Annotated in this window: 1 protein-coding gene; it reads right to left on the bottom strand. The window is 77.1% G+C overall.

The genetic code is table 11. The annotated features are described in order from the left end of the window. Positions 1-566: ADP-ribosylglycohydrolase family protein (locus tag G3I40_RS25185; protein WP_203644759.1), on the bottom strand; the 566-nt coding region annotated here is incomplete at its 3' end. Positions 567-628 lie beyond the last annotated feature (62 nt).

Raw genomic sequence — 628 nt, 5'->3', positions numbered from 1 at the left:
CCCGGGTGGACGACCGCCAGGACCGCGGCGCGTACGCAGGCCGCGTCGTCGAAGTAGTGGGGGTTGTCGTGGCCGGTCGCCGGGGGCCGCAGCCCCGCGGCGAGGTTGCCGAGGCCCGCCCGGACGGAGATGCGGGCGCGCAGGGGGATCCGGGCCGACTCGATCTCGTCGGCCCGGGCCGCGGCCGCGGCGATCTCGTCGGCGAGCGTGTTCCAGGCGAGGGAGAGGGCCGAGCGCACGCGCTGGTCGGGCGGCACGTCCGACTCGGTGGCCAGGCCGTCGTACGCGTCGAGGACGGCGTGCGCGGTGAACGCGGCCCACTCGGCGTCGTCGGACGGGCCGAGGCGCAGGGGTTCGGGCGGCTGGTTCAGGGCGATCGGGACGGGGAGCGTGGTGGTCGCGTTCTGCTCGGCGAACGTGTCCAGTTCGCGGGTCAGGCGGCGGGTCCAGTCGGGCAGGCGGGCCGCGCGGTGCCGGCCCGACGGCCAGCCGGCCGCGTCTCCGGCGGCGATGCCCAGCAGGAGGCCCTCGATACGGGACGGCGTGTCGGCCGGGGCCGTGGTCATGGGGTGGCCTTTCGGTGGTTCCGGGGTTCGCTGCGGCCCGGCTCGGTGCGCTGTCGGTCAGC

Origin of the sequence: Streptomyces sp. SID14478, assembly GCF_010548525.1 — a bacterium.
Taxonomy (GTDB): domain Bacteria; phylum Actinomycetota; class Actinomycetes; order Streptomycetales; family Streptomycetaceae; genus Streptomyces.
Note: the sequence above shows the minus strand (reverse complement) of the source record. Positions and strands in the feature narration are given on the sequence as shown.